The 26450-nt window shown below is 71.0% G+C and carries 22 protein-coding genes; 10 read left to right on the top strand and 12 right to left on the bottom strand.

Going from position 1 to position 26450, the window contains the following annotated elements; genetic code table 11:
* The first annotated feature begins 168 nt into the window (after positions 1-168).
* Positions 169-1266, top strand: a complete 1098-nt coding sequence (locus tag CLV68_RS31820; RefSeq protein WP_121394735.1) for an ABC transporter ATP-binding protein — start codon at positions 169-171, stop codon at positions 1264-1266.
* 499 nt (positions 1267-1765) lie between these two features.
* Here CLV68_RS31820 and CLV68_RS31815 read toward each other — a convergent pair whose 3' ends face one another.
* From CLV68_RS31815 to ngcE, 5 genes are read right to left on the bottom strand one after another with little or no spacing between them, the layout of a single operon-like run.
* Positions 1766-2716 (bottom strand): N-acetylglucosamine kinase, encoded by a 951-nt coding sequence (locus CLV68_RS31815; RefSeq protein ID WP_121394734.1) that lies wholly within the window; start codon positions 2714-2716, stop codon positions 1766-1768.
* The gene (locus CLV68_RS31810) at positions 2713-3969 is read right to left on the bottom strand and encodes a 6-phospho-beta-glucosidase (RefSeq protein WP_121394732.1); all 1257 of its coding nucleotides are present in this window, start codon (positions 3967-3969) and stop codon (positions 2713-2715) included. The genes CLV68_RS31815 and CLV68_RS31810 overlap by 4 nt, the downstream gene beginning before the upstream one ends.
* Complete coding sequence (locus CLV68_RS31805) at positions 3966-4868, bottom strand: carbohydrate ABC transporter permease (RefSeq protein WP_121394731.1); 903 nt, start codon at positions 4866-4868, stop codon at positions 3966-3968. Before CLV68_RS31805 ends, CLV68_RS31810 begins: the two co-directional genes overlap by 4 nt.
* Positions 4868-5770 carry a carbohydrate ABC transporter permease gene (locus CLV68_RS31800; protein ID WP_121394729.1) on the bottom strand — a complete coding sequence of 301 codons (903 nt, stop codon included), beginning with the start codon at positions 5768-5770 and terminating at the stop codon, positions 4868-4870. Before CLV68_RS31800 ends, CLV68_RS31805 begins: the two co-directional genes overlap by 1 nt.
* Entirely contained in the window at positions 5767-7191 is a 1425-nt protein-coding gene (ngcE, locus tag CLV68_RS31795; RefSeq protein ID WP_246010226.1) for an N-acetylglucosamine/diacetylchitobiose ABC transporter substrate-binding protein, read from the bottom strand. The genes CLV68_RS31800 and ngcE overlap by 4 nt, the downstream gene beginning before the upstream one ends.
* 602 nt (positions 7192-7793) lie before the next feature.
* Here ngcE and CLV68_RS31790 point away from each other — a divergent pair.
* The 5 genes from CLV68_RS31790 to CLV68_RS31770 all read left to right on the top strand — a co-directional run bounded on the left by CLV68_RS31790 (position 7794) and on the right by CLV68_RS31770 (position 12799).
* On the top strand, positions 7794-8177 hold the full coding sequence (locus CLV68_RS31790; RefSeq protein WP_121394727.1) for a fluoride efflux transporter FluC: 384 nt from the start codon (positions 7794-7796) through the stop codon (positions 8175-8177).
* Positions 8174-8524 carry a fluoride efflux transporter CrcB gene (crcB, locus tag CLV68_RS31785; protein ID WP_121394726.1) on the top strand — a complete coding sequence of 117 codons (351 nt, stop codon included), beginning with the start codon at positions 8174-8176 and terminating at the stop codon, positions 8522-8524. Before CLV68_RS31790 ends, crcB begins: the two co-directional genes overlap by 4 nt.
* Before the next feature lie 45 nt (positions 8525-8569).
* Positions 8570-9172, top strand: a complete 603-nt coding sequence (locus CLV68_RS31780) for a hypothetical protein (RefSeq protein ID WP_121394725.1) — start codon at positions 8570-8572, stop codon at positions 9170-9172.
* Positions 9173-9390: 218 nt separating this feature from the next.
* Positions 9391-12417 (top strand): alpha-amylase family glycosyl hydrolase, encoded by a 3027-nt coding sequence (locus CLV68_RS31775; protein WP_121394821.1) that lies wholly within the window; start codon positions 9391-9393, stop codon positions 12415-12417.
* A 70-nt stretch (positions 12418-12487) separates the two neighbouring features.
* On the top strand, positions 12488-12799 hold the full coding sequence (locus CLV68_RS31770; RefSeq protein ID WP_170224710.1) for an STAS domain-containing protein: 312 nt from the start codon (positions 12488-12490) through the stop codon (positions 12797-12799).
* A 23-nt stretch (positions 12800-12822) separates the two neighbouring features.
* Here the strand turns inward: CLV68_RS31770 and CLV68_RS31765 are convergent, their stop codons facing one another.
* Positions 12823-13611 carry an MBL fold metallo-hydrolase gene (locus CLV68_RS31765; protein WP_342772831.1) on the bottom strand — a complete coding sequence of 263 codons (789 nt, stop codon included), beginning with the start codon at positions 13609-13611 and terminating at the stop codon, positions 12823-12825.
* Between the two features lie 291 nt (positions 13612-13902).
* Positions 13903-15756 carry a serine/threonine-protein kinase gene (locus CLV68_RS34865; RefSeq protein ID WP_211346850.1) on the bottom strand — a complete coding sequence of 618 codons (1854 nt, stop codon included), beginning with the start codon at positions 15754-15756 and terminating at the stop codon, positions 13903-13905.
* A gap of 195 nt (positions 15757-15951) precedes the next feature.
* Between CLV68_RS34865 and efeU the strand changes: the two genes are divergently transcribed.
* From efeU to CLV68_RS31740, 4 genes are all read left to right on the top strand, one after another.
* Positions 15952-16803, top strand: coding sequence for an iron uptake transporter permease EfeU (efeU, locus tag CLV68_RS31755; RefSeq protein WP_121394722.1), 852 nt, complete (start codon positions 15952-15954; stop codon positions 16801-16803).
* The gene (gene efeO, locus CLV68_RS31750; protein ID WP_425454894.1) at positions 16800-17936 is read left to right on the top strand and encodes an iron uptake system protein EfeO; all 1137 of its coding nucleotides are present in this window, start codon (positions 16800-16802) and stop codon (positions 17934-17936) included. Before efeU ends, efeO begins: the two co-directional genes overlap by 4 nt.
* Positions 17933-19213 (top strand): iron uptake transporter deferrochelatase/peroxidase subunit, encoded by a 1281-nt coding sequence (gene efeB / locus CLV68_RS31745; protein ID WP_246010225.1) that lies wholly within the window; start codon positions 17933-17935, stop codon positions 19211-19213. Before efeO ends, efeB begins: the two co-directional genes overlap by 4 nt.
* A gap of 68 nt (positions 19214-19281) precedes the next feature.
* Entirely contained in the window at positions 19282-19857 is a 576-nt protein-coding gene (locus tag CLV68_RS31740) for an NADPH-dependent FMN reductase (protein ID WP_121394721.1), read from the top strand.
* Between the two features lie 11 nt (positions 19858-19868).
* Here CLV68_RS31740 and CLV68_RS31735 read toward each other — a convergent pair whose 3' ends face one another.
* The 5 genes from CLV68_RS31735 to CLV68_RS31715 all read right to left on the bottom strand — a co-directional run bounded on the left by CLV68_RS31735 (position 19869) and on the right by CLV68_RS31715 (position 26450).
* Complete coding sequence (locus CLV68_RS31735; RefSeq protein WP_121394719.1) at positions 19869-20681, bottom strand: spermidine synthase; 813 nt, start codon at positions 20679-20681, stop codon at positions 19869-19871.
* Between the two features lie 77 nt (positions 20682-20758).
* Positions 20759-23575 carry an NACHT domain-containing protein gene (locus tag CLV68_RS31730; protein WP_121394717.1) on the bottom strand — a complete coding sequence of 939 codons (2817 nt, stop codon included), beginning with the start codon at positions 23573-23575 and terminating at the stop codon, positions 20759-20761.
* 7 nt (positions 23576-23582) lie between these two features.
* Positions 23583-24200 carry an FHA domain-containing protein gene (locus CLV68_RS31725; protein WP_121394716.1) on the bottom strand — a complete coding sequence of 206 codons (618 nt, stop codon included), beginning with the start codon at positions 24198-24200 and terminating at the stop codon, positions 23583-23585.
* Between the two features lie 5 nt (positions 24201-24205).
* The gene (locus CLV68_RS31720; protein WP_121394715.1) at positions 24206-25480 is read right to left on the bottom strand and encodes a vWA domain-containing protein; all 1275 of its coding nucleotides are present in this window, start codon (positions 25478-25480) and stop codon (positions 24206-24208) included.
* Between the two features lie 88 nt (positions 25481-25568).
* Positions 25569-26450 carry a PP2C family protein-serine/threonine phosphatase gene (locus CLV68_RS31715; protein WP_246010224.1) on the bottom strand — a complete coding sequence of 294 codons (882 nt, stop codon included), beginning with the start codon at positions 26448-26450 and terminating at the stop codon, positions 25569-25571.

Raw genomic sequence — 26450 nt, 5'->3', positions numbered from 1 at the left:
ATGCAGAACTGCACGTCGTTACCATTTCGTTACCGCCCGGTGCGGCATTCGGATGACGCTTTCCGGCAATGCGGGAACCTCGCCTGGTGCCGATCGCGAAGATGGGGCACTCTGGTGGGCCTGTGTGTCTGGGCGAGGTATCTCGCGAATCGGACGTGAGGGTGATCGATGGCCGAGGTGCGCTACGAGGCGGCGTCGCGGGTCTACCCGGGTTCCCCGCCGGTGCGGGCGGTCGACGGGCTCGACCTGTCCATCGACGACGGTGAGTTCCTGGTGCTGGTGGGACCTTCCGGCTCGGGCAAGTCCACCGCGCTGCGGATGCTGGCCGGGCTGGAGGAGGTCGACGATGGCCGCGTCTGGATCGGTTCCCGCGATGTCACCGCCGTCCCGCCGAAGGGCCGCGATATCGCGATGGTGTTCCAGTCCTACGCGCTCTACCCCCATATGACGGTCGCGCAGAATATGGGGTTCGCGCTCAAACTTCAGGGGTTGACGAAAGCGGCGATCGCGGAGAAGGTCACCGAGGCCGCGCGCCTGCTCGACCTGGAGCGCTACCTCGACCGCAAACCCAAGGCGCTCTCCGGCGGCCAACGCCAACGCGTCGCCATGGGCCGCGCCATCGTCCGCGACCCCGCGGTGTTCCTGATGGACGAACCCCTGTCCAACCTCGACGCCAAACTCCGCGTCGAGACCCGGGCCAACATCGCCGCCCTCCAACGCCGCCTGGAAACCACCACCCTCTACGTCACCCACGACCAGGTCGAGGCCATGACGATGGGCCACCGGGTCGCGGTGCTCAAAGACGGCCTGCTGCAACAGTGCGACACACCCCGCGCCCTGTACGACAGGCCCGACAACGCTTTCGTGGCAGGCTTCATCGGCTCACCGTCGATGAACCTGCGGCTGACGGAGGTGACAGCGGACGGGGTGGCGGTCGGCGGACTGCCGATCCCCCTCCCCCGCGAGTCCCTGGCGGCGGTGACGGCGGGCGGCCTGACTGAGGTGACCTTGGGGATCCGGCCGGAGTCACTCACACCGGTCGGGGCGGAGGCACCGGGGTTCGACCTGGCGGTGGAGTTGGTGGAGGAACTCGGCGCGGACGCGCTGGTGCACGGATCGCTGCCACAGGACGCAGACCCGACTCGCCTGGTGTTGCGAGTGGACGGTCGCACTCCCCCGGCACTGGGCGCGACCATTCGGGTGGCGGTTCGGAATCCGGAGGAGCTGCACCTGTTCCACCCGGAGTCTGGGGATCGGTTGATCTGAGCGGCTCGGGTGGTTGGGCCTGGGCGTGGGTGGGTTGTCCACAGGGCTTGGGTTCGGTTGGGGCGTTCTGTCGGTGGTGCTCGGTAAGCTGTATATCGGGGGGTGCTGTGGCGGGTTTGATCTTGAGCTGGGGGGTGTCCGGCTCTCGTGCTCGCCTGCGGCGTCGACGGTGGACGGCTCGCCTTCGGCATTGCGGTGGGGGCGCGAGAAAGCGATGAGCTCGATGGGGCGAACTTGTTTTGCGCGGGGCCCCGACAGCACCCGTGGCAGGACCGCAAAGCAGGGGCCGAAAAGCATGGCCCTGTCCGCGAACGACGCTACGGGCACTGCTCCCCCACACAAAACAAGTCCGCCCCATCGAGCCGACTTGGCACCAGCGGATCCGAGGAGCGGTTGTCGGCCAACGTCTGTGAAGGCCGAGTGGTTGGCCAACGTCGTCTGCGGGGCGCGTGTTGGCCAACGTCGTTTGGGGCGCGTGGCTCGCTGTGGGCTTGGCTGCTTAAGGCTTGTAGAACGTCGCTGCGCGCTCGTGTGCCCCCGGCTCCGCCCCCACCTGATCCAACCCCAACCGAACAGCCCCCAAGATCGGCGGCCGGGACGCCACCTGGAGGCGGGCAAACGGAGCTCGGGCGGCATAGCCGGACTCCACGGCGGCCATTAGGGAGGTGGCGCCGCCGGTCAGGACTCCGCCGCCGAGGACCACGTCAGCAGGGGTGCCGAGGAGATCGAGGCGGGAGAGGATCGAGCAGCCCAGTAGGCAGATTTCCTCGGCAAGGCGCGCGACTAGGCCAAGGGCGACGGGGTCCGACAGAGACAGCAGGGGGCGGGTGAGTTCGCCCAGGCGGGAGCGGGGGATGTCGCCGCGGTGGACGGAGGTGGCTACGTCGGTGGCGGATGAGGCGCGGAAGTGGCCTCGGACCAGGGAGACGAGCTCCGTCGGGGTGCCGCGGCCGTCCTCGGCTCGGACGGCGTGCCAGAGGACTTCCTCGCCGAGGTGTTGGCCGCCGCCCCAGTCGCCGGTGAGGCGGCCGAGGGCGGGGAAGCGGGCGACGCGGCCGTCGGGGGCGATGCCCGCGGCGTTCACGCCGGCGCCGCACACCACCGCGACGCCCCAGCCGCGGGTGGAACCGGCGCGCAGCAGGGCGAAGGTGTCGTTGCCGACTTCCACCGAGGGGGCGAGGCCGCGGCGCAGGAACTCCTCGCGGAGGGCGACTTCCTCCTCCGGCAGGTCGGCGCCCGCGAGGTAGGCGGCGACGTGGTCGGCGAAGGGCGGGCCGGAGCCCAAGACCGCCGCGGCGGTGCGGACCACCACGTCGACGGCGGCGGCGACACCGACGGTCTGGGGCTCGAAGCCGGGGCCCCGGCCGCGCGCCAGCACGGTGCCGTCCGCGCGCACCAGTGCGATGTCGGTCTTGCTGTTGCCGCCGTCGACCGCGAGGAGGGTCCTCATGAGGCCCAGGGCAGGTGCGGGCGGTTGACCTCCACCAAGCGCTCGGCGAGGCGCTCGGCCAGCGAGACCTGCCCGATCAGCGGGTGCGCCAGCAGGGCCTCGGTGACCAGGTCGACGCCGCCGGTGATCGCCGCGCGCACGGCGAGCGACTCGTAGGCCGACACGTGCCCGATCAGCCCGGCCAGCAGCGGCGACACCGGGGCGATGGGCCAGGTCTGCGCGCCGGCGCCGGTCACCGTCGCCGGGACCTCGATGACCGCGTTGTCCGGCAGGAACGGCAGCGTGCCGTTGTTGCGGACGTTGACCACGTGCACGTCGCCGCCCTCGCCGAACAACGAGGCGAGCAGGGCGACCGCGGCCTCGGAGTAGAACGCGCCGCCGCGGCTGGTGAGCAGGTCCGGCTTGGTGTCGACGGTCGGGTCGGCGTAGATGGCGAGCAACTTGTCCTCGACGTCGGCAACGGTGCTCGCCCGCGACGGCGACACCCGCTGCTCGGCGACCACCGCGTCGTGCTCGTAGAAGTACCTCAGGTAGTACGAGGGCACCACGCCCAGCGTGCGCAGGACGTGCTCCGGCAGGCCGACCTGCTTGGCGATCACGTCGCCGTGCTGGTCGAGCAGCCGGGGCAGCACGTCCTCGCCGCGCACGTAGACCGAGCGGACCCAGGTCAGGTGGTTGAGCCCGACGTGGTCGAGCGCGACCCGGCCGGGGTCGACGTCGAGCAGGGCGGCGAACCGGCGCTGGAACCCGATCGCCACGTTGCACAGCCCGATGGCCCGGTGCCCGGCGTCGAGCAGCGCGCGGGTCACGATGCCGACCGGGTTGGTGAAGTCCACGATCCACGCCCGCGGCGCCACCGCGGCGATCCGCTCGGCGACGTCGAGCACCACCGGGACGGTCCGCAGCGCCATCGCCAGCCCACCGGCGCCGACGGTCTCCTGCCCGACGCAACCGCACTCCAGCGGCACCGTCTCGTCCTGGTGGCGCATGGCCTGGCCGCCGACGCGCAACTGCACCAGCACCGCGTCGGCGCCCGCCACGCCCGGCTCCAGCTCGGTGCTGGTGGTGACCCGCGCCGGGTGACCGGCGCGGGCCAGGATCCTGGCCGAGACCCCGGCCACCAGCTCCAGCCGGGTGGTGTCCGGGTCGACCAGCGACAGCTCGGTGACCGGGAGCTCGGTGTGCAGCCGGGCGATGCCGTCCACCAGCTCCGGGGTGTAGGTCGAGCCGCCGCCGACGACAGCGAGTTTCACTTGAGGGCTCCCGAGGTCAGGCCGGCCTGGATCTGCCGCTGGAACACCAGGTACACCGCCAGCGCCGGGATGATCGTCATGGTCAGCGCGGCGAACAGGCTGGGCCAGTCGGCCTGGTAGCCGGCGTTGGTGGAGATGTTGGCGATGCCCTGGGTCAGCACCCACTTGTCCTCGACGTCGCCCGAGAGCAGCACGATCGGCAGCAGGTACTGGTTCCACTGGCCGATCACGTTGAAGATGGTGATGCTGATCAGGCCCGGCTTGGCCATCGGCACCATGATCTGGAAGAAGGTCCTGGTGTGCGAGGCGCCGTCGATGAGGGCGGCTTCCGCGATCTGCGAGGGCAAGGTGCGGAAGAACGCCGTCAGGAAGAACACGGTGAACGGCAGCGAGTAGGAGATGTAGACCAGGATCAGCCCGGTGTGGGTGTCGAGCAGGCCGAGGTTGCGCACCACGAAGAACAGCGGCACCAGGGCCAGGAACACCGGGAACACCATGCCGGAGACGAACATGACGTAGATGAACCGGTTGCCCCGGAAGGAGAAGCGGGCAAGCACGTAGGCCGCCATCGAGCCGAGCAGCATCGTGCCCGCGGTGGACACCGCCACCACGAACACGCTGTTGAGCATGTACTGCCCGACGTTGGCCTTCTCCCAGGCCCGCCCCCAGGAGTCCCACTTGATCGAGCTCGGCAGGCCGAGCGGCTCGGTGAAGATCTGGGTGTTGGTCTTGAAGGAGGCCAGGAACGTCCACAGGATCGGCAGGATCACCGTGGCCGCCCAGATGGCGAGCGCCAGGTGCGAGAGGCCGTTGAAGACCTTCGGGGCGCGCTTGTCCGCGCGCCGCCGCCCGGCCGGGTCCGCGCGCTCGGCCGGGCGCTCGACGGTGAGGTTGCTCATCAGTACTCGATCCGTTCCCGCCTGGTCACCCGCAGGGTGAGCACGGCGAAGGTGAGGCTCAGCACGAACAACGCGACACCCATCGCCGAGGCGTAGCCGAACTTGGAGTAGGTGAACGCGGTCCGCCAGATCTCCAGCGGCAGCACCGTCGTCGACCCGTCCGGTCCGCCGCGGTCGACCGACAGCGTGGCCACGAGGGCGAACCCGTCGAACGCGGCGATCCCCAGGTACACCCACGCGACCTGCACCGTGTCCCACAGCAGCGGCAGCGTCACCTGGAAGAACATCCGCGACCGGCTGCACCCGTCGAGCTCGGCCGCCTCGACGACCTCCTTGGGGATGTTGGCCATCCCCGCGGCGAACAGCACCACGTAGAACCCGACCGCCTGCCACACCAGGACCGCGATCAGCGACCACAGCGCCAGCCTCGGCTGGGTGAGCCAGCCGATCGGGGCGATGCCGACCAGGTCGAGCAGTCCGTTGAGGACACCGCCCTTGTCCGGCCGGTACACCGCCTGGAACAGCACGCCGATGACGGCGACCGCGAGGACCTGCGGGAAGAAGAACACCGCTTGGTAGAACTTCGACCCGCGCACGCCCTTGGTGCCCGCGCCCATGTTGAGCAGGAACGCGAAGAACAGCGCGATCGCCAGCGTGACCAGCGGCAGCGCCAGCAGCAGGACGACGTGGTGGCCGACCGCGGCCCAGAAGGTCGGGTCGGCCAGCAGCCTGGTGAAGTTGTCGAACCCCGAGAAGCGCGGGGTCGAGGAGACCCCGCGCCAATCGGTGAAGGCGAGGTAGAACGCCTGCAGGTAGGGCGCGATCACGAAGACCACGTAGAGGAGGACCGGCAGCGCCAGGAAGCCGATGACGAACCTGGCGCCGCCGCGGGGCATCTTCATGACGTGCGGGACTGCTTGGTGATGGAGGAGTCGGCCTTGATCGCGTCGGCCTTGGCCTGCACGTCCTTGCAGAACTGCTCGGCGCTGCTGCGGCCGAACATCAGCGCGTTGGTCTTGGAGCGCAGGTCGGTCTCGAACTCCTTGTACCAGTCCTCGAACAGGTTGTAGGTGATGATGTTGTCGCCAGCCTTCTTCAGCGCCTCGTTGGACGACTGCGTGCCCGGGGAGAGCTTCAGGCCGTCCGCGGCACCCTTGACGACGGTGATGATGCCGGTCTTCTCGGTGAAGCCGCGCGCGCCCTCCTGCGACAGCATGATGCGCAGGTACTCCAGGCCACCGGCGGAGTTCTTCGCCTTCGACGGCACGATGTAGGACTCGCCTGCCGCGGCGCGGACGGCGCCGTAGGGCAGCTTGTCCGAGGAGCCGACGCTCGGGGTGGGGGCCAGCGCGTACTGGAACCCGGCCGGGGTCTGCTCCTTCTGCTCGTTCTCCAGCCACGACCCGGACGGGTAGAAGCCGACCTTGCCCTGGTTCTGCGAGGTCTGCACCTCGGTGTGGGTGAGGCCCTCGAAGCTGGGGTCCAGGTACTTCTTGCCGATCGACGCCCACGCCTCGGCCGCCTGGCGGACCGGGTCGGAGGTCCAGACACCCTCCTTGAGGTTGTCCATGTCGATCAGGACCTGGTTGCCGCCGATCTGGGCGGCGGTGACCGCGATCATCCAGTACTGGTAGTAGGCGGCGTTCTTGCCCGCGTAGGCGTAGGGGGCGATGCCGGTGGCCTTGATCTTGCCGAGCAGCGTGTCGAACTCGGCGAAGGTGGTCGGCGGGGCCCAGCTGTTCTTGGCGAACAGCGCCGAGTCGTACCAGAGGCCGTAGACGGTGTAGATGTACTTCATCATGTACGGCTTGCCGCCGATGAAGCCCGCCTCGACGCTGCCGGGCAGCAGGCTGTCGCGCACGGAGCCGGAGCCGCCGATGGCGGGGGCGTCGTAGAGCGCGGTCAGGTCGAGCAGCTGGCCCTCGCCCTGCAGGGCACCGTTGTCCATCATGTCGCTGCCGGAGTTGGCGATCATGTCGGGCACGTTGCCGCCCGCGAAGCGCGGCTGCAGGGTCTGCGCGATCTGCTGGGTGGGCACGTGCTTGATCTCGGCCTGGGGGAATGCCTTCTTGTAGAGCGGCTCGTGCACCTCGGTGGCGTAGGCGTCGCCGAGACCGCCCTTGAAGATCACCACTTCCAGCGGCGCGTTCGCGACGACGCCGAAGGGGTTGGTGGTGGACTTCGCACCGGTGGCGCCGCCGGTGGCGGGGGTGTCGGACGAGCCGAACGCGCACGCGGAGAGCGGGCCCGCGGCGAGCGCGGCCATGCCGATCCCCTTGAGCACCGATCGACGACTGGGGTTCTGCGGAAGCGCAGCGGACATGCGCAAACTCCTTCGACCGTCACGCGACCGGTTCGCGGGGCCCGCTCATGGTCGAGGCGGTCCACCGGGCCGGACAATCGGACAGATGGGTGATGTGGTCTAGACCATACTCCGGTGACAAGGGCCTTGGCCAGCACTGATGTCGAACGTGATCATGGTGTTGACCATTAGGTCACAGACCGAAATCAACCCCTTGACGGCGGCCACCGGCGGGGCCAAAGTTGCCCGTTTGAGTGTCGCCGGTCACCCGGTCGGACGAATCGGACACCGGTGGCGCGGGGGTGTCGCCGGGTTCCGGCCGCCCTCCGCGCCGACCTGGGACGACCGCTCCGGGGCACCCCTCGCGCGCTGCCCCGGGCACGGCCGCCCCCACTCCCGGCGCCCCGACGACGAGGCCGCGCGGGGGCGGCTCGACGAGGTGGGCGGCGCCGGTCGACTGCATGGCGGCATCTTCGACGGCGGGCCCGGCGGGCACAACAACCCGGCGATCCATAACACTGGTGTGATACTCCGGCACCGGAGCGGTCCGGCACCGGAGCGGTCGGGCACTGGCGGTCGGGCACAGGCGGTGGAGCACTGGAGCGGTCGGGCACGGGAGCGGCATGCGGGACAAGGCGGCGGTGGCGGCGGTGGCGGCGGTGTCCGTCGGAGGGGTCATCGGGGCGCTGGCGCGCTACGGGGCGGGGACGGTGTGGCCGTCGCCGTGGACGATCCTGGCGGTGAACGCCGTGGGGTGCCTGGCGATGGGCTGCCTGATGGTGCTGGTGACCGAGGTCTTCACCGCGCACCCCCTGGTCCGCCCGTTCCTCGGTACGGGCGTCCTGGGCGGGTTCACGACGTTCTCCGCGTACTGCGCGGACTTCCAGCGGATGCTCGGTGAGGGCGTGCCGCTCGCGCTCCTCTACCTGGTCGGCACGCTCGTCCTGGCTCTTGCCTTCGTCGCGGCGGGTACGCGCATCACGCGCAGGTTGGCGGGTGTGCGGTGAACGGGGCGTTGCAGGTCGCGATCGGTGCCGCTGTCGGTGCCCCTTTGCGCTATCTGGTCGATCGGGCCATCCCCCGTCCGTCCAGGTTCCCTTGGGGGACACTGGTGGTGAACGTGGTGGGCAGCCTGGTCCTGGGGGTCGTGATCGGGCTGGGGACCGGGCAACTGCTCGTGGGGACCGGCTTCTGCGGCGCGTTGACCACGTACTCGACGTTCTCCTACGAGACCCTGGTCCTGTTCGACGCGGGTGAGCGGCGGCGGGCGCTGGCCAACATCGCGGTGTCGGTGGTCGTCGGACTCGCGGCATTCTGGGGTGGCCTGGCCGGGGCGCACGCCATCACCGGCTGACCACCCGTCCCCACCGGCTGGCCGTCCCCACGGCTAGGAGGACCGATGAAGCTCTACGCCGAACGCCCCGACCGCGTGCTCCGCCAACTGCTCGCCGACGTGACCGCCGTGGTCGTCGCGGTGCTGGCGGTGTGGATCGCGGTGACCGTGCGGGACACCGTGCTCGCGTTGCGCACCCCCGGTGTCCGGCTGGTCGAGGCTGGCAACGCGTTGCAGGGCACGTTCAACACGGCCGCGGACAAGGCCGACCCGATCCCGCTGGCCGGTGACGCCATGGCCGAGGCGTTGCGCAACGGGGCATCGGCGGCGACGCGGATCTCCGACGCCGGGTGGCGGCAGATCGAGGCGGTGCAGGACCTGGCGTTCTGGCTGACGGTGGTGCTCATCGTGGTGCCGGTGGCGTTCCTGCTGGTGACGTGGCTGCCGCTGCGGCTGCGGTACGCCAGGCAGGCCACCGGGGCGGTGCGGCTGCGCGCGCTGGGCACCCCGGGGCACGACCTGCTGGCGCTGCGGGCGCTGACCACGCAGCCGTTCACCCGCCTGGCGGCGACGGGGCCGGTCGGCGACGGCTGGCGCTCGGGTGATCCCGAGGCGGTGCGGGTGCTGGCGGGGTTGGAGCTACGCAGGCTGGGTCTGCGCGAGGGGTGACGGTTCGCGGTGATGGCGAGTCGCGGTGATGGCGGTCTGCGGTGGTGACGAGCTCTGTGGTGACGGGGCTCTGTGGTGACGGGGCTCTGTGGTGACGGGGCGCGACCGGGGCGGCGGCCCGAAGGTGGGAACGCCGCATCCGGTCGGCGCTATCGGGGCGGGTCGTGGCCGTGGTTTGGTGCTGTGACCCGCTCTGGTCGTTCACCCGGGAGGTCGGCATGGGTCGTGGCGCGCTGGTCGGGATCGCCGTGGTGGCGCTGGTCGCGGGGAACCTGACCGCGCCCGCGGTCGCGCAGACCGGTCGGAGCGCGGCTGATCGGTTGGCGGTCGGGGAGGTCGTGGACCTCGCGCCCGGGGTTAGACCGCAGGACCAGCGATTGGCGTTGCGGGCGCCCCGGACGGACCTGTCGGGTGAGCGGTTCTACTTCGTGATGCCGGACCGGTTCGCCAACGGGGACCGGGGCAACGACCGGGGTGGCTCGACCGAGACCGACCGGCTCAAGACCGGGTTCGACCCGTCGGACAAGGGCTTCTACCACGGCGGTGACCTCAAGGGGTTACGGTCCACACTGGACTACCTGCGCGGGATGGGGACGACCGCGATCTGGATGACACCGATGTTCGCCAACCGGTGGGTCCAGGGCAGCGGCGCGGACGTCTCGGCGGGCTACCACGGTTACTGGACAACGGATTTCACCCGGTTGGACCCGCACTTCGGTTCGACGGCGGACATGCGGGCGGTGATCGCGGACGCGCACCGGCTGGGGATGAAGGTGCTCTTCGACATCGTCGCCAACCACACCGCCGACGTCATCGACTACGCCGAGGGCAGCCACGACTACCGCGACACCAGGACTCACCCCTACCGCGACGCACAGGGCAATCCGGTCGACATCAAGGCATTCGCCGGCCGGCCGGACTTCCCGAGGATCGCGACCTTCCCGTACACGCCGGTGGTGACCGACCCGAACGCCAAGACCCCCGCCTGGCTCAACGATCCCGCGCTCTACCACAACCGGGGCGACTCGTCGTTCGCGGGCGAGTCCGGCGAGTACGGGGACTTCATCGGGCTCGACGACCTGATGACCGAACACCCGCGGGTGGTGCGCGGGATGCGGGAGATCTTCACCGGCTGGATCGACGTGCTGGACATCGACGGGTACCGGGTGGACACCGTCAAGCACGTGAACATGGAGTTCTGGCAGGCGCTGGCGCCGCACGTGAAGGCGTACGCGGAGGCCAGGGGCAAGCGCGACTTCTTCGTCTTCGGCGAGGTCTACAGCGACGACCCGGCGCTCACGTCGTCCTACACCACGACCGGCCGGATGCAGGCCACCCTGGACTTCCCGTTCCAGGCGGGCGCGCTGGACCTGCTCTCCGGCCGCGGCGCCCAACACCTGGCCGACGTGCTGCTGGCCGACGACCGCTACACCGACGCCGACTCCAACGCGGCAGCGTCGCCGACGTTCCTGGGCAACCACGACATGGGCCGACTGGCGTGGATGCTGCGGGATCGACGGCCGGGGATCGGCGATGAGGAGCTGTTGTCCCGCTTGAGGTTGGGCAACGCGCTGATGTACCTGTGGCGCGGGAACCCGGTGGTGTACTACGGGGACGAGCAGGGGTTCGCCGGTGGCGGTGGGGACAAGCTGACGCGGCAGGACATGTTCGCCAGTCGCACGCCGGAGTACGCGGCGGAGACGTTCGTCGGCGCCGGGCGGACGGGGGCGCAGGACAACTACAACCGGGCGCATCCGTTGTACCGCCAGCTCGCCCAGCTCGCGTCCTTTGTGGATAGAGATGAGGTGTGGGCGGAGGGTGCACAGGCGTTGCGGTTGGCGCAGGGCGACGTGTTGGCGTTCAGCCGGTTCTCGGCGAAGGACCGCCGGGAGCACGTGGTCGTGGTCAACTCGGGCTCCGCGTCGACCACTGTGGACGTTCCGGTGTCGGCGGGCGGGTTCCGGGTCGAGTTCCCGTCGACGGGCGGGCGGGTGCGGGTCGTGGACGGCAAGGCGCGGGTGACAGTGCCCGCGTTTTCGGTGCTCGCCTTGCGGGCGACGGACCGGCTGTCGTCGGGCCGGGTGGCGCCGACGCTGGTGGCACCGGCGGTCGGGACGGTGTTGGACAAGCGGGTCGAGTTGCGGGCCGACGGCATCCCGGTGCCGTTCGCGCAGGCGACCTTCGCCGCACGGGTCAGGGGGAGTCGGGAGTGGACGGTGCTGGGTACTGACGACGCGGCGCCCTACCGGGTGTTCGCCGACGTGGCCGCGCTGCCCGGGGCCGGGGTGGGCGCGGAGGTGGAGTTCCGGGTGGTGGCGCGGGACGGGTCCGGCCCGCTGGGGGCGGACGGGGCCGCGGTCCGGTTGGTGGCGGCGCCGCCGGAGCCGGTCGGGTCGGACTGGTTCGTGGTGCACTACAACCGGCCCGCCGGGGACTACGCGGGCTGGGGTGTGCACGTGTGGGGCGACGTCGTGGAGCCGACGGCGTGGGAGCGGCCGGTGCCGTTCGCCGGTGAGACCGGGTACGGGCGGTTCGCGTGGGTGCGGCTGCGGCCGGGGGCACGGGAGGTCGGGGTGCTCGTGCACCGCGGGGACGAGAAGGACGGCGGCGACCGGCTGCTGGATCCGACGTCACCGCAGGTGTGGGTGCGGCAGGGGTCGGAGGTGTCGTACCGCTCCGAGATCGCGGCGACCGGGACGGTGACGGTCCACTACAACCGGCCGTCCGGGGACTACGGCGGGTTGGCGGTGCGGGTGGCCGGTCGACCGGACGTGCCGTTGACCGGACGGGACGCCTTCGGTGCCGTGGCGACGGTGGAGGCCGCGACGGAAGTGGCTGTTGTGTCTGGTGGGGTTGCCGTGGCTGGTGGGGCTCCGCGCGGAGCGTCGGTGTGGGCGCGGGAGGGTGACAGTCGGCTGCACGCGAGCCTGGCCGCGGCGCAGAACCGCGCGGTGATCCACTACCACCGGCCGGACGGGGACTACGCGGGGTGGACGCTGTACCACTGGACCGGCTCGCAGAACCCGAGCCCGGACTGGGGATCGTCCGCACCACCGACCGGCAGGGACGCGTTCGGGGCGCTGTGGTCGGTACCGCTGGCGCCGGGCGCGGGCGGGCTCAGCCACATCGTGCACCGCGGCGACGAGAAGGACCCCGGCCCCGACCAGTACCTCGACGTGGGCACCACCGGGTACGAAGCCTGGTTCACGTCCGGCTCGGTCGGGCCTGTGCTGCCACCCACGTGACCGGCGGGTGTGGGGCCTGTCCGAAACGGGTACCTCGGGCTACGCAGCCTAGCTGGAGGAGCCCACAGCGGTGGAGACCGATCCCCACACCCTCGACATCACCCGCCTGCGCGACGGCGGGCTCGCGCTGAGCGGGGAACTCGACTACGCCACCGCCCCGGAACTCACCGCCACCGTCGCCGCCCTCCCCCTGCTGCACGGCGACACCCTGACCCTCGATCTGGGCCAACTCGCCTTCTGCGACTCCAGCGGCCTCTCCGCCCTGCTCACGGCGTACAAGCGCATCACCAACCTCGGCGGCCGCCTCTCCGTCAGCGCCATAGACCCCAACGTCGCCCGCATGCTCACCATCACCGGCCTGGCCCACCTCTTCCGCCCCTGATCTCCTGTGGACAGGCTCGCGGGTCAGGTTCGGGCGGCGAGGCTCTGCAGTTGACGTTCGTGGAGGGCGGGGAGCCAGTCGTGGCCGGAACTCAGGCGGGGGTCGACGACGGGGGCCGGGTCGCGCAGGGCGGTCGCGTACGCGCGGTCCAGGTCGATCCGGGCCTGTACCTGGTCGCTGACGGAGCCGTGGCCGGGGATCACGGTGGTGGAGGCCGTGGACTCCAGTAGGCGCAGGGCGGTCAGGTAGTCGTCGACCGGGTCCGTGGCGCTGTTGAGGTCGAGCATCGGGATCAGGATGTCGGAGAGCATGTCGCCCGCGATGAGGACGTCGTCGACCACCAGCGCCGCGTGACCGGAGGCGTGCGCCTGGTGCTCGACGACCCGGACCTCGGGGCCGTCCCAGGGGATCCGGGTGGCGTCGGCGGGCAGGGCGGTGATGATCCCCAGCAGGTCCAGCGGCACCTGCGCCACGATGTCCGACGGGATCATGGTGGCGACGCGGGCCTTCGCACCGGCGTCCGAGAGGCGTTCCCGGACAACGGCCGCGCACCGGGCCGTGCCGTACCGGGGCGCGTCGCCGAACGCGGCGTGCCAGAGCAGGTGGTCCCAGTGCGGGTGCGTGGCGAAACCGGCCACAACGGACTGACCCAGCTCCCGCAGGTCGTCGGCGATGCAGTCCATCTCGGCCCCGAGCACCCCGGGGTCGACGAGCAGCACACCGCCACCCCCTTGCACGACAACGGCATTGCTCCGCAGGAACGCACTCTCGTGCACCCACACCCCATCCGCGACCAGCCTCAACACGGCCACACCACCATCTCGATCGTCAGCTCGTCGGGAGACACCCGGACTCCTTGTGGCCCGTGATAGGCGATCCACGCCTGGGCGATCGCCTGCCGAGACGCTAGTACCGGCGGTTGTGGACCGCAAGCAGTACGGGCAGAGCCGCCGGACATCGATCCGCCCGCGGTGTCGGCGCCCCCCGCTAGGCTGCGATTCGACGGAAACCCAAGAGCCACACCAGGTTCCGGGGAGGACCGGACCCCACTCGGCAGGCATTCCCCCTCGCCTGCGTTGGGGGTGGCTGCGGCGGCGTTCGCGTTAGGGGGTGGGGTCGTATGCCTTGCCCGCGTGGCGGTGCAGGGCGGTGCGCAGGTTCTGGATGTCCTGGGTCTGGCGGCGTTTGCCGTGGTGGTGGGATACCGGGTGCACGCGGAAGCCGCCGTCGCGGCGGGTGTGGCGCTTGCCCAGGGTGCGGTCGGGGGTGTGGGGCCAGACGACCAACCAGGGTTTGGAGTTCTCGGTGACCACCCGGACGCGGGAGAGCTCGGGCCAGGTGAGGACGCGCTCGCCGTCCTTGGACGAGATGGCCAAGCCCGAGGCGGTGACGACAACCGACCGCGGCCGCGTCACCAACACGCGGAACAGCGACCGCACAGCCGAAAGCCCCAGCAGCACCGCGACAACCCCCGCCGCGGCGGCCAACCCGTTGTACTCACCCCTGGACGCCTTCGCCGCGACCCCCAGCGCCACAACGACCCCGGCGCCTGCGAACACCGCCCACACCAGCGGCACACCCCGACCGGTCCGAAGCCTCAGCTGATCGACAGCCGACCCGGGCTTACCAGCCGGACGCACACCAGGCGCCACACGTCGGGGCACGACGTCACCGGAGGGCGAGGCACCAGGTCGGTCACCCGGCGGACGCTCAGCAACCGAACGCTCAGCAGCCGCCGCAGACCCGGACACGACACCATCGGCAGCCGAGACACCCAGTCGATCACCAGACGGACCCTCGGCAACCGGACGCACACCAACAGCCTCTGGCCGGGACACGACACCACCGGCAGCCGAAACACCAAGTCGACCACCAGACGGACCCTCGGCAACCGGACGCACACCAGGAGCCGGTGACCGGGGCACAACGTCACCGGCAGCCGAAGCACCAGGTCGACCGTCCAGCGGAGGCGTCGCAGATCGGGGCGCGGCGTCGACGGAGGAGGCGCTGGGGCGACCGCCCGACGCCCTCGTCGGTCGGCCCCGGTCCTCGAGTGGCTGCACCAGGGTCGGCGTCCGGGGTTCGGTCGGTTTCAGGAACTCCGTCTGGTGCCGCTCCACCAGCGTCCGCACGACGGGCGGCAGCCACTGTCCGGTGTGGCCGTGCCCCACCTCCGCCAGCAGGTCCGCAGGCGTGGGCCGGGCCGACGGCCGCGAGTTCAGGCACCGCGACACCACCGGGCGCAACTCCGCGGGCACTCCGTCGAGGTCCGGCCCCGTGTGCACCGCCCGGTACAGCAGCGACGCGACCTCCCCGTTCCCGAACGGCCCCGTCCCACTAGCCGCGTAAACCAGCACCGCCCCCAGCGCGAACACATCCGAAGGCGGCCCTACCTCGCCCCCCGAGATCTGCTCCGGCGACAAATACCCCGGCGTACCGAATAAGACGCCCGTTGCCGTAAGAGCAGTAGCGCGGACTGCCTTGGCGATGCCGAAGTCGATGACCCGCGGCCCGTCCTCGGCTAAGAGCACGTTCGACGGCTTGAGGTCGCGGTGCACTAACCCGGCGCCGTGGATTGCCGCCAGCGCCTCGGCCAGGCCGGCGAGCAGCGAGCGCAGCGCGGGCTCCGGCAGCGGTCCGCCGGTGCGGACGGCCTCGGTCAGCGTCGGACCAGGGACGTATTCGGTGGCCAGCCACGGGCGGTCGGCGTCCGGGTCGGCGCCGACCACGGCGGCGGTCCAGAAGCCGCCCACCGCGCGGGCCATCTCGATCTCCTGGCGGAAGCGGAGCCGGAAGTCCGGGTCCTCCGCCAACTCCCCCCGCGCGACCTTCACCGCCACCAACCGGCCGCCCGGTGACCGCGCCAGGTAGACCGTCCCCATCGCGCCCCGACCCAGTCTGCCGAGCAGCGCGTAGTCACCGAGCCGTCGCGGATCGTGGACCAGCAGTTCCCGCACCAGGACCCCTCCCGTGTTCCTCCCCGGAAGGCTACCGATTCGTTACCCGACCGGTGGGCTGCTACATCCGTGTCTACCAGGAGGATTGCGACATTTCCCCTGGTTGGCGGCCCGGTGTCGCGCTCGTCGCACTGGACAGGCCAAGCAAGCCTTACCTAGGTTTCCTCAGGTAAGGCTTGCCGAACCCCCCAGGAGGTGACCGTGGAGTACGTGTTCGCCAGCGCGCTGGTCGGGTTGCGCGAGGGGCTTGAGGCGACGCTCGTGGTCAGCGTCCTGCTGGCGTACCTGGTCAAGTCCGACCGCCGTGAGTCGATCCGGTGGGTGTGGCTCGGCGTCGGGGTCGCGGTCGCGCTCTCGGTCGGGGTCGGCGCGCTGATCACCTTCACCAGCAGCAGCCTGGACTTCGAGGCGCAGGAGACCTTCGGCGGCGTGATGTCGCTGATCGCCGTCGCGTTCGTCACCGCGATGGTGTTCTGGATGCGCGGCGCGGCCCGCAAGATCAGTGGTGAACTGCGCGGCAAGCTCTCGGACGCGCTCGCGATCGGGCCGCTGGCCATCGTGGTGCTCGCGTTCCTCTCGGTCGGCCGCGAGGGCCTGGAGACGGCCGTGTTCTTCTACGCCTCGGCGCAGAGCGCGGGGTCCAACAGCGGGCCGCTGGTCGGCTTCCTGATCGGCATCGCCGTCGCCGTCGCGATCGGCTGGGCGCTGTACCGGGGCGCGCTGCGGATCAACCTGAGCCGGTTCTTCACCTGGACCGGCATCCTGCTGGTCTTCGTCGCCGCGGGCGTCCTCGGCTACGGGCTGCACGACCTGCAGGAGGCCGGGGTGCTGCCCGGCCTGAACACCCTCGCGTTCGACCTGTCCGGCCCGATGCCAGAGGACTCCTGGTACGGGGCGCTGCTCAAGGGGATCTTCAACTACTCGGCCCGCACCAGCGTGGTGCAGGCCGTCGCCTGGGTGGCCTACGTGGCCGTCACCCTCACCGCCTTCCTCTGGCCCGCGCGCAAGGTCGCGGACCCCGTCCCCCCGCAAGGAGCGACCCCGTGAGAATCAAGGACATCGGCGCCTGCCTGACCGGCCTCGCCGTCCTGCTGCCCCTGGCCGCCTGCTCGGACGACGCGAGCACGGCGGCGGCACCGGGTGGTCCGATCACGGTGGAGGCCAAGGACGACGGGTGCGGCGTCGCGCGGGGCGAGTCGGACGCGGGCACCATCACCTTCGAGGTCACCAACAAGGGCACCAGGGTCACCGAGTTCTACCTCTACGGCGAGGGCGACCGGATCATGGGTGAGGTCGAGAACATCACCCCGGGGCTGACCAGGCGGCTGATCGTCGAGGTGCCCGACGGCGGCAAGTACCAGACCTCGTGCAGGCCGGGCATGACCGGTGACGGCATCCGCGCCGACTTCACCGTGAAGGGCTCGGCGACCAGGCAGGTCGACACGAACACCAAGCTGGCCGAGGCGACGAAGAACTACCAGAACTACGTCAACGCCCAGGTGGAGCCGCTGGTGGCCAAGACGGGCGAGTTCGTCGCCGCGATCAAGGCGGCCGACGTGGCCAAGGCCAAGGCGCTGTTCCCGATCGCGCGCACCTACTGGGAGCGCATCGAGCCGGTGGCGGAGAGCTTCGGCGACCTCGACCCGCGCATCGACGCCCGCGAGGCCGACCTGGAGCCCGGCCAGGAGTTCACCGGGTTCCACCGGCTGGAGAAGGACCTGTGGGTCAGCGGCCCGCAGTCCGACACGGTCGCCATCGCGGAGAAGCTGGTCGCCGACGTCAACGAGATCGCGGCCAAGGCCAAGGCGGTCGAGCTGACCCCGCTGCAACTGGCCAACGGCGCCAAGGAGCTGCTCGACGAGGTCGCCACCGGCAAGATCACCGGCGAGGAGGACATCTTCTCGCACACCGACCTGTGGGACTTCCAGGCCAACGTGGAGGGTTCGGCGGCGGCGATCAGCGCGCTGCGCCCGGTCATCGTCGAGCGCGACCCGGAGTTGGCCAAGACGCTGGAGCAGCGGTTCGACGTGGTCACCAAGGCGCTGGCCAAGCACCGCAAGGGCGACGACTTCGACCTCTACACCGACCTGAACGAGGCCGACATCAAGGAGTTCGCCGAGTCCGTCGACGCGCTGGGCGAGCCGATCAGCAAGGTCGCCGAGGTGGTGGCGCAGAAGTGAGCGACGAACCACTGGAGCACCCCACCCCGGCCGCGCGCCGGGGCGGGGTGTCCCGGCGCGGCCTGTTCGGCCTGGCGGGCGCCGGTGTCGCCGTCGCGGGTCTCGGGGCGGCGGCGGGGGTGCTGGCCTCGGGCGAGCAGACCCCGGCGCCCGCCGTCGACACGTCCGCGCCGGTGCCGTTCCGGGGTCCGCACCAGGCCGGGATCATCACCCCCGCGCAGGACCGGATGCACTTCGTCGCCTTCGACGTGACCACCCGCGACCGCGCCGAGTTGGTGCGGCTGCTGCGGGACTGGACCGCGGCCGCCGAGCGGATGACCGCGGGCCGGGAGGCCGCCGAGGGCGGCGCCGTCGGCGGACCGAAGGACGCGCCACCGGCGGACACCGGGGAGGCGCTCGACCTGCCCGCCTCGGCGTTGACGCTGACCGTCGGGTTCGGGCCGTCGCTGTTCGACGACCGGTTCGGCCTGGCCGACCGGCGCCCCGAGGCGCTCATCGACCTGCCGCGCTTCCCGCGCGACGACCTCGACCCGCGCCGCGGCGGCGGCGACATCTGCGTGCAGGCGTGCAGCAACGACCCGCAGGTCGCGGTGCACGCGATCCGCAACCTGGCCAGGATCGGGTTCGGCAAGGTGTCGGTGCGCTGGTCGCAACTGGGGTTCGGCCGCACCTCGGCCACGTCGACCAGCCAGGTGACACCGCGCAACCTGTTCGGGTTCAAGGACGGCACGAACAACCTCAAAGCGGAAGACCCGGCGGCACTGGCCCAGCACGTGTGGGTGACCGAGGGTCCGGAGTGGATGGTCGGCGGCACCTACCTGGTGGCCCGCCGGATCCGGATGCACATCGAGATCTGGGACCGCACGTCGCTGGCCGAGCAGGAGGACATCGTCGGCCGGGCCAAGGGCTCCGGCGCGCCGCTGGGGCAGCGCGACGAGTTCGACCAGGTCGACCCGCACGTGCGCGGCGCGGGCGGGGTGCCGCTGGTCGCCGACGACTCGCACATCCGGCTGGCCTCGGAGAACCTGGCCGGGGCGCGGATCCTGCGCCGCGGCTACAACTTCACCGACGGCTCGGACGGGTTCGGGCACCTGGACGCGGGCCTGTTCTTCGTGTGCTTCAACCGCGACAGCCGCACCCAGTTCGTCCCGATGCAGCGGGCGCTGTCCACCCACGACCGGATGATGGAGTACCTGGAGCACACCGGGTCCGGCCACTTCGCCTGCCCGCCCGGCCTGGCGGACGGCGGTTTCTGGGGTGAGCGGCTGTTCTCCTGATTCGCCCCCGGTCCCGGCCCGCCGTACGGTGAGGTCGAGCCCAAGTGGACGGTGAAGGGACTTCGACCGTGACCAGGATCGGCATCATCCTCGGCAGCACCCGGCCCAACCGCAACGGCGAGCAGGTGGCCGAGTGGGTGCACGGCATCGCCGCCAAGCGCTCCGACGCGGACTGCGAACTGGTGGACCTGCGCGACTTCCCCCTGCCCCACCTCGACGAACCCGTGCCCCCGTCGATGGGCCAGTACCAGAACGACCACACCAGGGCGTGGGCCGCGAAGATCGCCTCGTTCGACGGCTTCGTGATCATCACCCCCGAGTACAACCACAGCACGTCCGGGGTGCTGAAGAACGCCATCGACTACCTGTACGCGGAGTGGAACAACAAGGCCGTCGGGTTCGTGTCGTACGGCTCGGTCGGCGGGGCGCGCGCGGTGGAGCACCTGCGGCTGATCGCCGGTGAGCTGCAGATGGCCGACGTGCGCCAGCAGGTGGCGTTGTCGCTGATGACGGAGTTCGAGAACTTCAGCGTGTTCAAGCCCGGGGACTACAACGTGCCCGCGTTGACGACGCTGCTGGACCAGGTGGTCGCGTGGAGCACCGCGCTGGCGCCGCTGCGGGAGCGCGCCCACGCCTCCGTCTGACCGGCGAAGGGCTAACTGGCGAAGGGGTCCTTGGGTGGGGTCGGCGGCGTGACGGGTTCGCCATCGGTGAGCAGGCGGGCCGGGCCGACCAGGGCGCGGAGTTCGGCGGCGGTGAGGCAGCGGGCGGGGAAGGCGGCGTTCGCGGCCCTGGCGGCGACGCGGTCGGTGGGCAGGTCGACGGCGGAGGCGGCCAGCACGATGTTGCCGAAGCGCCTACCGCGCAGCACCGACGGCTCGGCGAGCAGCAGCACGTTGCCGAACACCGCCGAGAGGGTCGCCACGACGCGGCCCGCGAACGGCAACCCCGGGCCGTCGGACAGGTTCGCCAGGTAGACGCCGTCCGCGCGCAGCACCCGGGACAGCTCCCTGGTCGCCTCGACGCTGAACAACCCGGCCGACACCATGCCCCGCTCGAACGCGTCCACCACCACGACATCACTCGACCGGTCCTGCCGCAGCGCCAACTCGGCCCTGCCGTCTCCCACGTGGACGGTCAACCCCGGGATCTCGTCGATCCCGAACTGGTCGCGCACCAACGCCACCATGCCCGCGTCGGCGTCGACGACGGTCTGCCGCGACCCCTCCCGGGCCACCGACAGGTACCTGGCCACGGTGCACGCCCCACCCCCGAGGTGCAGCGCGTCCACCGCCTGGCCGGGACTCCCCCAGCAGTCCAGCACGTCCACGATCCGCCGCACGTAGTCGAACTCCAGGTGCGTCGGGTCGTCCACGTCGACGTAGGACTGCGCCACCCCGTCGACGCTGAGCAACCACCCGTTGGCCCGATCCAGATCCCGCACCACCTCGGCGGTCCCGAACCGCACCGGGAAGCGCCCCTGCCTAGGACCAGTCACCCGCACAGCACACCACGCGCCCCAGCCAGACGGCCATGGAGGGGCGTCTAGTAGCTGAACGGCGTCCGAAGCACCGACGCACCCGGTTCCCACTCTTCCAGGTCATGGGCGCCGGGCAGGTCCTCGGGAAGTCGATCACCGCGTTCCGCTGCCTTCATAGCCAGGTACTGGCGGTGGTCGGCAGTGAGGAGCGGCAACCGATCCTTGACATTGGGGTACAGCCACTCCAACCACGACAAGTAGAGGATCGTGAACTCGACATCCCAATCGCTGTAGCGCGTGCGGAAGACGTGCACCGCCAGTTCGGCGATGGGCCGCCACCGCTCAGGGGCCAACAACGGTGGCGGGGGTGCCAGGAACGTGAGTGGTTGCCCGGGCTCGACGGCTGCGGCCACAAGCCAGACGTGGGTCGCGACCAGCCAATCCTCGTCGTTCCCCAGCCAGAAGAGGTCTCTCTCGTACAGGGCGTAGCCGCCCCGCAACCGCGTCTCCTGGCGGGGGTCGTCGAGCAACCGCGCCAACGCGAGATCGAGCCGCGGCAGGTTGGCGAACCCGAAGCGCACCACCCCGTTGTCGACCACGAGACTGGTGCTGACCGCGCGCACGCCTTCGGTGTCCAGCCCGGCGTCCCACAGCCGTACCAGTGATCGCCACTGCGACAGCGGTTCGTCCGGCCACAACGCCTTGGCGTCGAGCGCGCCATCGGGGCAGGTGACGCGGAGCAGGACGAGGTTGACGCTGTAGGCGGCGGTCTGGCGGACGGTGTGTTGCGGTACCGGGCGGTAGTTGTCGTAGCGGCTGGGTCCGCGCTGCTCGTGGTAGGCGGCGAGGAGGAGTTCCAGGGTCTTGGCGACGGTTGTCTGTTCGTCGGCTGGGAGTTGGGCGAGTTTGGCGGTGGCGAAGTCGAGGACCGGGCGCTGGATGGAGAGCGGCTGGTGAGAGAGCAGCGCGAACAGCAGATCGTCGTCGGGGCGGTGTTGGGTGCGTCTGCCGAAGGCGCTGTCGGCTACGTCGCGCAGGGTCTCGATGACGCGTTCCGCCACCAGGTACTCGCCAAAGGTGGCGTGGAGGAACTCGTAGGCGCGGACCTCGACGCCGTCGTTGGCCTGGGGTGCGTGGACGAAGAAGAACTCCGCGAGCAGGCGTTTGCCGACCTGGACGGACTCGCCGAGGGCGGCCAGATCGGTGGTCAGGTCAGCCTCGGTGATCGACTGCGCGCCCCGGTTGAGCATCCCGAGTGCGGCGACCGAGAGCCGGTGCAGCGACTCCCGTACCCAGGCATCCACATCGCCCGCGCCGCGTTTCTCCGCCTCGCGACGGGCGAACAGGTCGAACATCCGCTCGTAGAGGTCGGTCAGCGTCATGTCCACGGTCGGCTCGGCGGCTGACCAGTCCGCGTAGTAGACCGCCAGCATCATCAGCAGCAGCGGCTGCTCGGCCAACTCCGCGACGTTCTCCGTGAGCCGTGTGGGCAGGGGGCGGATGCCGGTGTGCTGGTTGACCCGGTTCCACACGGCGGTCCACGCCAGGACCTGGTTCTGGTCGAAGTTGGCCAGCTTCACCACCGGCACCCCGTTCGGGACCTTCACCCGGTCGGCCACCAGGGTCCGGGAGGTGACGACGACCGCGACCGGGTTGCCCATGGCGGCCTCGCGACGCTGGAAGGTCTGCACTTCGTGCAGGTAGGCCGTGCGGTCGTGGGTGGTGGCTTGCAACAGTTCGTCGAGGCCGTCGAGCAGGACCACGCGGATGGTGTCGCTGGTCTGCCGCACCAGGTCCGGCCAGGTGACGCGGTGGTGGGTGAGGGTGTCGAGCGCGGTCTGGATCTGCGTGTCGACGTGGGCGTTGGCGTCGACGTGGCGCAGCGGGACCCGCACGACCGTGTAGTTCGCGGCGGGCAGGCCGGCCGCCAAGACCTTCGTCAGCAGGGACTTGCCAGCGCCGGGATGACCAAGCAGGAGCAGCGGGCGCTCGGTCGCCGCAGGAGTGCTGAAGTGAACCGCGAACAGGTGGTCGAGGTCCGTGCGGGTGTCGTGGTTCGCCCACCAGGTGTCATCGGAGAGCGCGCACCTCTCGTCGTTCTCCACGACCGAGAACCGGGGCGTCACGAATACTTCGCGCACCGTGGGGAACCTCGGCGTGGTCCCCTCGGCCACCGGCACGTCCAGTTCGGCGTTGTTCGCGTTGGCCAGTGTCGAGCGCAGTTCCCCGGGCGCCGTGAGGGCGCCGTGCGACAGCAGGGCGTGCAGGCGGTCCAGTGTGGAGCCGATCGACGCCTGCTCGGCCATGTCCGCCCAGATCCGGAACTCCGGGACCGCCACCGCCATCCGCAGGAACTGGTCGTGGTAGATCTCCACCACCGCTTCCGCCATGTTGGCCGGGATCTCGGACTCGCGCTCCACGGAGAACACCCAGGTCCTGATGTGGCTGAGAAGCACCCGGAACGGTGTCGTCGCGGAAGGCGCCGGTATGTCGCCAGTGTAGAGCTCGGTCAACCAGTCCTGGCCCGCCTTGCGCCTGAGGGCGAGTTCGACCTTCTCGGGGTCGGTGAACCCACGGTCGCCCAGCGCCTCGAAGTAGGAGCTGATCACCAGGATCGTGTGGGCGGCTACCAAGAGGTCCTGCCGGTGCGGACCGTTGGTGCCCTGGAGCTTGTCCGCGGTCCAGTCCAGGCCCTTGCGCAGGTGGTTGAGGGCCTCGTTCTTCTGGTCGACCAGCCCCCACAGGCCCTCGATCGGCGGGATCCCCACCGAGGTCAGGATCAGCCCGCCGAGCAGGGTGTCGAGGGCCTTGAGCCAGGGCCGGTCGTGCACGCCGAGGACGGCCAGGGCGCCGCGGAAGGTGATGGGTGGGTTGCGTCGCAAGGGGTGCCTAGTCGGTGTGGAGGGTGAGGACGGTCCAGGCGCCCAGGTAGACGCGGTCGCCCGCGGACAGGGGGACGGGGTGGTCCGGGGGGATGGGGGTGTGGATGTCGTTGACGAAGGTGTGGTTGGTGGAGTGCAGGTCGACCACCGCCCAGCCGCCCTCGTGCGGGACGAGCATGGCGTGCGAGCGGCCGATCGCCCGGTCCTCCGGTGGGCCGGTCAGGTCGATGTCGGGCCGGATGCCCCTGGTCGGGTCGGCGCGGCCGACGACGAGGGCGGTGCCGGTCAGCGGGAAGCGGCGGGGCGGGATGAAGCGGGGGAAGTCGATGCGCAGGTCGGTGGTGCCGGACTTGGTCTCGTCGTAGTACGCGCGGTCGGCGGCGACAGTGACCGACCAGGTGACGGCAGTGACGGGGGCGACCGGCTGCTGGTCGTCGGCCAGGTGGGAGTCGTGGCCGCAGACCTCGCAGAAGCGGCCGGTCTGGCCGGGGTGGTCGTTGCGGCAGTCCCACACCGGCAGCGGGTCCGGTTCCGGCGCGGGGACCGGGCGGGCGCCGATGGGGCGGCCGCACACGTCGCACTCGGCGGGGTCGGTGGAGTCGTGGCCCTGGGGGCAGGTGGGCATCGGCGTCACTCCTCGTGCCGGACGCGGGTGGTGCGCTTGGACTCGATGTCGGCCATCTCCCGCAGCACCTGGTCCATCCGGTCGCGCACGCGCAGGGTGCCAGCGCCGTCGTCCTCGATGAGCTTGCCGAGGTGCTCGACGGTCTCGGCGTTGCCTGCCCGCTTGGCCAGGTCGATGGCGCGGCCGAGGCGGTCGGTGGCCCGCGGCAGGTCACCGGCCTGGTGCGCGGCGAGGCCGTCGTGCACCAGTTCGGCGATGCGCTGCTGGCCGGTGAAGTGGGCGACCTGCGGGCTGATCCTGGTGGACAGCACCGGGTCGTCGGTCCAGAACGCGCGAACCCGGTGCTCGGGGGACTCGTGGTCGCCGACCGACATCCGCACCCTGGCGACCACCATCGCCTCCCCCACCTCGCCCTCGCCCAGTTCGACCGACACGTGGAAGTCGCGGGTCTCGGCCGACCAGTGCCCGGTGGGGAACTCCAGGACCCTGGGCGTGATGGCGGCGCCGCGGTCGGTGAGGTCGACGATGCGGGGGAAGACCTGCTTGAGGAACCGCAGCTTCGCGCGCGCGGGCATCCACAACCGCAGGCTGACGTCGACCGCGGCGGTGCCCATCAGTTTCTCGGTGATCTCCCGGAAGTCCTGCACCAGGGTGGTCGGGTCGGGCAGGCCGCGCACCGAGCCGTGCAGGGTGTCGGCGACGCGCTCGAGGGTGCGGGCCTGCCACCCGGCATCACCGACACCGCGGGCGTCGCAGGTGAACTCGCCCTCGCAGGACACGACCGTGTCGTGGAACCGCTCGGTGCTCTCGTGCTCGTTGCGGCCGTCGGTGAGCAGCACCGCGTGCCGGATCGGGGCGGTGGTGCCCTCGAACAGCTGCCTGGCCATGGTCAGCCAGGTGCCGATGGCGGTCCCGCCGCCCGCGACGAGCCGCCCGACGGCCTGGCGGGCCTTCTTGCGGGTGGCCGCGGACGCCTCGGCGAGGGTCGGGGTGCTCGGGTAGACCATGGTGGCCACCTCGGTGCCCGCGACGATGGCGAACGGCACCCCGTCGGGCAGCGCGGCGATGACGGCGTTGACCGCCAACTTGGCCTGGGCGATCTTGTTGCCGGACATGGAGCCGGAGGTGTCGAGCAGCACGACCCTGGCCAGACCGCGGTCGACGCCCGGGGCACCGAGGGTGTCGCCGGTGAGGGTGACCGAGATGACGGCGTCCATGAGCCGCCCGCCCGCGGGCAGGTATTCGTTCTGGTCCACATGGACCGCGAAGGAGAACGTCACACCAAACCTCCACCAGCAACGACAACCACAGCGACAGCAGCGAGCAGGACTCCATCGAACGGGTCGCCGCGCAGCGCGGAGGTATGGGTCATGCGGGGCCTCCCGCGGTGATGGCGGCGACGGTGACGTTGTCGTGCCCGCCCGCGGCGAGGGCGCGGCCGAGCAGGGTGCCCGCGACCGCGAGCGGCGCGCCGAGGTGGTCGGCGGGGGCGACGACCTCGGCGTCGAGGTAGCGGGACAGGCCGTCGCTGCACAGCACGACGAGCCCGGCCCCGGGCGGGCTGAAGCGGCGGACCTTCGGGGTGACCGGGCCCGCGTCGGCGCCGAGCCAGCGCTCCAGGGCCTGCGCGCCGGGTTCGGCCATCCGCGGGTCGTCGACGGCGACGCCCTGGGCGAGCAGGCGCCCGGCGGCGGAGTCGTCGACGGTCAGCCGGTGGGTGCCGTCGGCGCCCGCCCAGTAGGCGGGGCTGTCGCCGACCCAGCCGACGGTGACGCCGTCGCCGGTGACGAGGGCGGAGACGTAGGTGCAGCAGGGCGGGTTGCTGTCGCCGGGGTCGCCGAGCGCGGCGGCGGCCTTCGCGGCGGCGGCAGCGGCGGCCGTGGTCGCCGCGGCGGGTTCGTCGCCCCTGGCCACCGCGGCGAGCAGTTCCCGCAGTCCCGCCTCCGACGCGGCGGTCGCGGCGGCGGCCGATCCGGGCGCGGAGGCGACGCCGTCGCAGACCACGGCGGCGGCGACGTCACCGAGCACGCCGATGGCGACGGCGTCCTCGTTGCGCTCGCGGCGCCTGCCCCGGTCGGTGACGGCGGCGACCACGTCGAGGTCCATGCTCGGGGCGGCCGCGGAGAACGCCGCGCTGGGGGTGGCCTCGATCCGGGTGGACCGGTCGCGGCCGCAGTCCTCGCAGAACCGCCACGCCGGTTCGAGGGCGGCGCCGCAGTGGGCGCACGCGGTGCTCTCGATGTCGCTCAC

The organism is Actinokineospora cianjurensis (genome assembly GCF_003663795.1).
Taxonomy (GTDB): domain Bacteria; phylum Actinomycetota; class Actinomycetes; order Mycobacteriales; family Pseudonocardiaceae; genus Actinokineospora; species Actinokineospora terrae.
This window is presented reverse-complemented; position numbering and strand designations above follow the sequence as displayed.